The organism is Kitasatospora sp. NPDC056446 (assembly GCF_042796115.1).
Classification (GTDB): Bacteria; Actinomycetota; Actinomycetes; order Streptomycetales; family Streptomycetaceae; genus Kitasatospora.
On record NZ_JBHTRF010000040.1, the window covers coordinates 74,322 to 80,432 of the forward strand.

A 6,111-nucleotide genomic window follows, 5' to 3' on the forward strand; every position below is an offset into this window, starting at 1 on the left:
CGCCGCACACGCGCGGCGTGGACGCGCGGGTACGCGACTGGAGGTAGCGGGCGGATGGGCATCGGATACCTGCTGCTGTACGCCGCGTTGGCGGTGGTGGCACTCTGGCTGGTCGCCGAGGTGCTGCTGCAGAACCGGGCGCCGCTGCACTGGCGGGCCCTGGCCCTGGTCGGCTTCCTGGGCGTGGCCGTCGGGATGGGCCTCCAGTCGGTCGTGGTGATCGGGGCCGGCGCGGTGCTGTTCGCGGCCGGCCAGACCTTCGTCACCCTCTCGGTCAAGCGCGGCTACCGCGGCGGCTGGTCGCTGCGCAACGCCGACGGCAGCCTGCCCGGCCCGCTCGCCAAGGTGCCGCTGCTCGGCGCCCTCACCGGCGGCGCGGCCGCGGTGGCGGCCGCCGCGGCCGCCGAGGACCGGATCGGCGAGGTCAGCCCCGTCGAGGAGCCCCCGGCCGCCCGGCCGGAGCCCGAGGAGCTGCCGGAGGTGGAGCAGACCGCCGCCTTCCGGATGCAGGAGCTCGCCCAGGACGGCGTCTACGCGCCCTCGTACTACGAGCAGCACGAGCAGCAGCAGCCGCAGCAGGCGCAGGACCCGTACGCCGCCGCCTACCAGGGCGGCTACGACCAGCAGCAGTGGCAGACCCAGCAGCAGCCCGCCTTCGCCTACGACCAGCAGCAGTCCTACGGCGGCTACCAGCAGCAGGCCCAGGACCCGTACGGCTACCCGCAGCAGGGCCAGCAGCAGCAGGACCCGTACGCGGGCTACCAGCAGCAGCCGCAGCACCAGCACCAGCAGGCCTGGGACCCGAACGCCCAGGAGCAGCAGGCCCACCAGCACCAGCAGGCGCAGCAGGCCCAGCAGCAGTGGCAGCCGCAGCCGGACCCGCAGACCCAGGGCATCCCGCAGCAGCCGGTGTACGACCAGAACTACGGCTACCAGCAGCAGAACACCTGGCACCAGGGCTGACCCGCCCGCTCCGGGGGCCGTCGCCCGGCCCCGGGCCCTCGGGCTGTGCCGGGTCCTCGGGCCGTGCCGGGTCCTCGGGCCGTGCCGGGCCCTCGGGCTACGCCGGGCCGAGCAGGTTGGCGGCGATGCAGGCCGACATGCCGACGCGGGCGAGCCCGCCGCCGGGGTGGGCCGTGCCGCCGATCAGGTAGAGGCCGGGGACGGGCGACTCGTTGGCGGCCTTCAGCCAGTCGCCGTCGGCGCCCGCCAGCACGGGCAGGGCGACCGAGCCGCCCGGGGCACCGGTCTCCCGGCGGGTGTCCTCCGGAGTGCGCACGACCCGCCACAGCAGCCGCTCGCGCAGGCCCAGGCCGGCCGAGTCGGCATGGGCGAGCAGCGCGTCGGCGTAGCGGTCGGCGACGCCGGGCGCGGTCCAGTCGACGGCGCCCTGGGGCGGGACGGTCGCGGTCAGCACCACGCTCTCGTGCGCGTCGTCGGGCCGCAGCGCCGGGTCGTCCGGGCGCAGCACCTGCACGGTGGGGCGCTCGCAGAGCGGGGCGTCGAGGGCCAGGGCGCGCTCCTCGGCGGCGAGGTCGGCCGCGTGCACCACCGTGCGGTGCGCGGTGCCCTCCGGCCGGGGGCCGCGCAGGGCGAGCAGCACGCTGAACCGGCCGGGCGCGCCGGACGGCCGCCAGGTCCCGGCCGGCCGGCCCGGCCACTCGGCCAGGCCGCCGCCGAACAGCGCGCCGGCGTCCATCGAGGAGAGCACCAGGTCGGCGTCGATCCGGCCGTCCGCCGTCTCCACCCCGCGGGCCCGGCCGTCCTCGACCACGACCCGGGTGACGGGCGTGTCGAAGCGGAACTCCGCCTTGCGCAGCTCGCAGCGCCGGTGCACCGCCTCCGCCAGGGCCCGCAGCCCGCCCCGGACGTACCAGACGCCGAAGGACTGCTCCATGTACGGGAGCACGGTGGCCCCGGCGGGGGCCCGGCCCGGGAGGAAGCCGTACCGGACCGCGGACTCGAACAGCAGGGCGGTCAGGCCGGGGTGGCCGTCCAGCCGGCGGGCCGCCACGTCGTGCAGCGTCCACGGGGCCGCGCGGCGCAGCCGGGCCAGGCCGGTGCGCCGCGGGACGGGGTACGGGTCGGTGCCCAGGAAGGCCCGGTCGGCCGGGAGCGGCTCCTCCAGCAGCGGGCGGCGGGTGGCCTCCCAGACCGTTCGGCCGTCGTTCATCACGGCGCTCCAGCGGGCCCCGGAACCGGCCCCGAAGGCCGTGTCCAGGGCCTGGCTGACGCCGCCGCGGGAGGCGTTGGGCAGGGTGACGGCGGTGCCGTCGGGGAACAGGTGCCGGCTCTCCGGGTCGACCGGGGCCAGCTCCACCAGCTGTTCCAGGGGCTCCTTGCCGGTCTTCAGCGCGAGGTCGCGGTAGACCGCCGGGAGGGCGAGCAGCCCGGGGCCGGTGTCGAAGGCGAAGCCGTCGCGCTCGTACCGGCCGACCATGCCCCCGTAGGTGCCGGTCGCCTCGCAGACCGTCACCCGGTGGCCGAGGGTCGCCAGCCGGGAGGCCGCCGCGAGCCCGCTCATTCCTGCGCCGATGATGACGATCCGTGCCATGGGACCCGATCCTAGATGCCCGGGTCCGGGCCTCAGGCCCCCGGTGGGCGGGCGTAGGCGGCGCCCGGGGTCTGCGCGGCCCGGGCGGCCCTGCGCTCGCGGCGGCGGGCCCGGAAGGCGCGGATCCTGCTGACCGCCAGCCAGACCAGCAGCAGGCCGACGGCCAGGACCACGGCGGCGATCGAGGCGGCCAGCCAGGGGTGGAAGATCGCCAGGGTGACCAGGCCGGCCACCGAGAGGTCCTCCGCCATGCTGACCGCGATGTTGCTGGCCGGCTCGGGGGAGGTGTTGACGGCCATCCGCAGCGAGGCCTTCACCAGGTGGCTGACCAGCGCCGTGGTGCCGCCCATCGCGCCGGCCGCGACCTCGTTGAGCGAGCCGGGGTCGTTGCTCGCGATCAGCACGCCGACGGTGGCACCGGCGATCGGCCGGATCACCGTGTGCACGACGTCCCAGACGCTGTCCACGTACGGGATCTTGTCGGCCACCGCCTCCAGGGTGAACAGCACCGCGGCGGCGATCAGCACGTCCGTGCGCTCCAGCGCGTGCGGCACCGACTGCGCGTCGGCGAACCTGCCCAGCAGTCCCAGCAGCAGCACCACCGCGTACGCGTTGATGCCGCTGGCCAGTCCGCTGGTGAAGATCAGCGGCAGGATCGTCATGGCCTCCCCCTCGTTGCGGACCGGGCCGGTTCCGCCCGGTCCCGCCGTACCGTACCGGGACCCGGGACGCCGCGGGCGCACGCCCCGGTTCCGGGGCGGCGGGGACTGAGTACGGATACTCAGTCGCGCGGTTGAGTACGTCAGCGGATGGTCTCCGACCTGCGGAGACGGGAGAGTAGTGGCACCGGGAGGGCGGCGCGTCGGGCGCAGGCCCCGCCCGGGAGGCGGATCCTTCCGTCCCTCCGGCCGTCAGGGCCGGGGCGGAGGAGGAGGACCCGCCGCGGGGCTGGTCACGGTCCCCGCACCGCCGACACGGGGCGGCGGAGCGGGCCCGGGGGGAGACCGGCCACGGGGGAAGTTCGCGACCGCCGCCTGTGGGGGGAACGGCGGAGCGACGGCACACGGCGGCGGCGCGGAACCGGGGGAGGATCCGCGCCCGCCGCCGCTTTGCTTTCCGGATTTCCCGGCCGCCCTTTCCGGTGGCGGCCGGATTGTCAGTGGTGCCGTTCACGATGGAGGGGCACGGACCACCCGGTCCGCGCGCTGCCTCGGAACGGGGGAGACCATGACCGTCAGCCGTCCTGAGCCCGTCACCGCCCGCCTCCACTGCGCCGCCCTGCCGCACCCCCCGGGGCCGGCCGCCGGCCGCCCCGCCGGTTCGGACGTCCACCCGGTGCTGCGCCGGGTCGGCGCGCCGCCGGCCGCTCTCGACCTGCTCGTCGACGCCCACCGCACCCTCGCCCGGGCCCGCGCCCTGGAGGACCCGCTGGAGCGTTACGCCACCGCCCACCTGGCCGCGCTGCGCACGGTGGCGGCCGTCCTGGCGGTGCGCGGCCGCCCGGAGAAGAACCCGCGCCGCCGCAAGGCCATCCGCAGTGCCTGGGAGGTGCTGCCCGAGGTCGCCCCGGAGCTGGCCGAGTGGGCGCTCTACTACGGCGCCGGAGCCCGCCGCCGGGCCGCCGCGGAGGCGGGGATCCGGGGCGCGGCCTCGGCCCGCGACGCCGACGACCTGATCCGCAACTCCGCGCTGTTCCTGCGCCTGGTGGAGCGGTTGCTGGGCCTGCGGGTGGTCCCGCCCGCGCCGCGGCTGCCACTGGACGGCGACGAGCCGCCCGGCCCGCAGGCTTAAGGTGGAGGCATCCTGATCGAACTGCACGTGCCAAGGAGCCCCACCGTGTACCCGACGCGTCCCCGCAGTGCCCTGCGTACCGCCGTGGTGTGGGAGGTGGTTCGGGCAGCCCTGGAGAAGCGGGCGGCCGAGCTGGACCAGCCGGTGCTCGACGTGGTCGACACCGGCGGCGGCACCGGCAACTTCGCCGTGCCGGTGGCCAGGCTCGGCCACCGGGTCACCGTGGTCGACCCGAGCCCGGACGCGCTGTTCGCCCTGGAGCGCCGGGCCGCCGAGGCCGGCGTGACGGACCTGGTGCGCGCCGTCCAGGGCGACACCCAGACGCTGCCCGAGCTGGTCGCCCCCGGCACCGTGGACGCGGTGCTCTGCCACGGCGTGCTGGAGGTCGTGGACGACCCGGCCGAGGCGCTCGGCAGCCTGGCCGGCACCCTGCGCGAGGGCGGCCTGGTCAGCCTGCTGGCCGCCAACCGCAACGGTGCCGTGCTGGCCCGTGCGCTGGCCGGCCACTTCAACGAGGCCCGGACGGTGCTCTCCGCCGTCGACGGCCGCTGGGGCGAGCAGGACCCGATGCCGCGCCGCTTCACGGGCGACGAGCTGGGCCGGCTGGCCGAGGCCGCGGGCCTGCGGGTGGAGTCGGTGCACGGCGTCCGGGTCTTCGCCGACCTGGTCCCCGGCGTGCTGGTGGACACCGAGCCGGGCGCGCTGGAGGCGCTGCTGAGGCTGGAGGAGGCCGCCGCCGAGCAGCCCGCCTTCCACGCCGTGGCGACCCAGCTGCACCTGCTGGCCACCCTGGCCTGAGCCGGCCCGTGCGGAGCCGCCGGCGGGCTTGTCACGGAGCTGTCGCTGAGCTGCCGGCGGCCGTCGCGGAGCCGTCGCGAGACCTTTCGCCGCCGTACGGTTCGCACACCGTACGGCGGCGGTTCGCGTTCCGGCCGCCGCCCGGACGCCGTCCGTACGCCGGCCCGGTCGGCCGACCGGTTTCCGCGCACCGGAGGCGAAGCTCCCCAGGTCCGGACCGATTCCATCCGTTCGGGCACTTGTCCGTGGCGTGGCGCGTTGACACCGGTGCGGCGGTGGCCGGTCGAAGTGGCCCGTCCCACGCGGCGCAGACCACCCCGTAACGGGCCCACGGACCGTATGATCTGGGTAAAGCCGGAAAGCATGACAGCCGGATGCGTGGGGCATATGGACGACACGGGCCGGGTCCCCCGCACAGGCGTCCGACCGTGTGCCCCATGGCTGATTGGACTTGCCTCCCCGACCGGGGTGGGCGGACCGGTCGCACCCGCGACCGACGAGTAGGAGGACTCCGTGCCGCTCTCGGAGCACGAGCAGCGACTGCTCGACCAGATGGAGCGAGCGCTGTATGCCGAAGATCCCAAATTCGCGTCAGCGCTTGAGGGAACCGGGCTGCGCACTTTCACCCGTCGGCGGGTCTACCTCGCCGTCGCCGGCTTCGTGGTGGGGATCGGCCTCCTGATGGGCGGCATGGTCGTTCCGGACCAGATCTGGGTCAGCGTCGTGGGCTTCCTGGTGATGCTCGGGTGCGCGGTGTTCGCCGTGACCGGCTGGCGCCGCGGGCCCGCGTCCCAGGGCTCCGGGCCCCGACAGGCCGCCGCTCCGCGCCGCAAGGCGGGGATGATGGACCGGGTCGAGCAGCGCTGGCAGCGCCGCCGGGACGAGCAGACCGGCGGCTTCTGAGCCGTCGGGCCGCAACGCCGACCGAGACCACGGACGCCGGGGGCGGGCAGTCGAGTCGACTGCTG

At 76.0% G+C, this 6,111-nt stretch carries 6 protein-coding genes; 4 read left to right on the plus strand and 2 right to left on the minus strand.

Annotation, left to right across the window (positions count from 1 at the left end):
- The first annotated feature begins 54 nt into the window (after positions 1-54).
- Positions 55-963, plus strand: coding sequence for a hypothetical protein (locus ACFQ6N_RS24285; RefSeq protein WP_380652649.1), 909 nt, complete (start codon positions 55-57; stop codon positions 961-963).
- Between the two features lie 97 nt (positions 964-1,060).
- Here ACFQ6N_RS24285 and ACFQ6N_RS24290 read toward each other — a convergent pair whose 3' ends face one another.
- Both ACFQ6N_RS24290 and ACFQ6N_RS24295 read right to left on the minus strand, forming a co-directional pair.
- Positions 1,061-2,554: a phytoene desaturase family protein gene (locus tag ACFQ6N_RS24290; protein ID WP_380652652.1), complete on the minus strand. Its 1,494-nt coding sequence runs from the start codon at positions 2,552-2,554 to the stop codon at positions 1,061-1,063.
- 32 nt (positions 2,555-2,586) lie between these two features.
- Positions 2,587-3,216 (minus strand): DUF4126 domain-containing protein, encoded by a 630-nt coding sequence (locus tag ACFQ6N_RS24295; protein ID WP_380652655.1) that lies wholly within the window; start codon positions 3,214-3,216, stop codon positions 2,587-2,589.
- A gap of 565 nt (positions 3,217-3,781) precedes the next feature.
- Here ACFQ6N_RS24295 and ACFQ6N_RS24300 point away from each other — a divergent pair.
- The 3 genes from ACFQ6N_RS24300 to ACFQ6N_RS24310 all read left to right on the plus strand — a co-directional run bounded on the left by ACFQ6N_RS24300 (position 3,782) and on the right by ACFQ6N_RS24310 (position 6,046).
- The gene (locus ACFQ6N_RS24300) at positions 3,782-4,345 is read left to right on the plus strand and encodes an SAV_6107 family HEPN domain-containing protein (RefSeq protein WP_380652658.1); all 564 of its coding nucleotides are present in this window, start codon (positions 3,782-3,784) and stop codon (positions 4,343-4,345) included.
- Between the two features lie 45 nt (positions 4,346-4,390).
- Positions 4,391-5,143: a methyltransferase domain-containing protein gene (locus tag ACFQ6N_RS24305; RefSeq protein WP_380652661.1), complete on the plus strand. Its 753-nt coding sequence runs from the start codon at positions 4,391-4,393 to the stop codon at positions 5,141-5,143.
- 513 nt (positions 5,144-5,656) lie between these two features.
- A complete protein-coding gene (locus tag ACFQ6N_RS24310) occupies positions 5,657-6,046 on the plus strand; it encodes a DUF3040 domain-containing protein (protein WP_380652664.1) in 390 nt (129 codons plus the stop codon).
- The last annotated feature ends 65 nt before the right edge of the window (positions 6,047-6,111 follow it).

Excerpts from the sequence above, each read along its gene's own strand:
- ACFQ6N_RS24285 (WP_380652649.1), top strand. The coding sequence starts at position 55 with ATGGGCATCGGATACCTGCTGCTGTACGCCGCGTTGGCGGTGGTGGCA.
- ACFQ6N_RS24290 (WP_380652652.1), bottom strand. The coding sequence starts at position 2,554 with ATGGCACGGATCGTCATCATCGGCGCAGGAATGAGCGGGCTCGCGGCG.
- ACFQ6N_RS24295 (WP_380652655.1), bottom strand. The coding sequence starts at position 3,216 with ATGACGATCCTGCCGCTGATCTTCACCAGCGGACTGGCCAGCGGCATC.
- ACFQ6N_RS24300 (WP_380652658.1), top strand. The coding sequence starts at position 3,782 with ATGACCGTCAGCCGTCCTGAGCCCGTCACCGCCCGCCTCCACTGCGCC.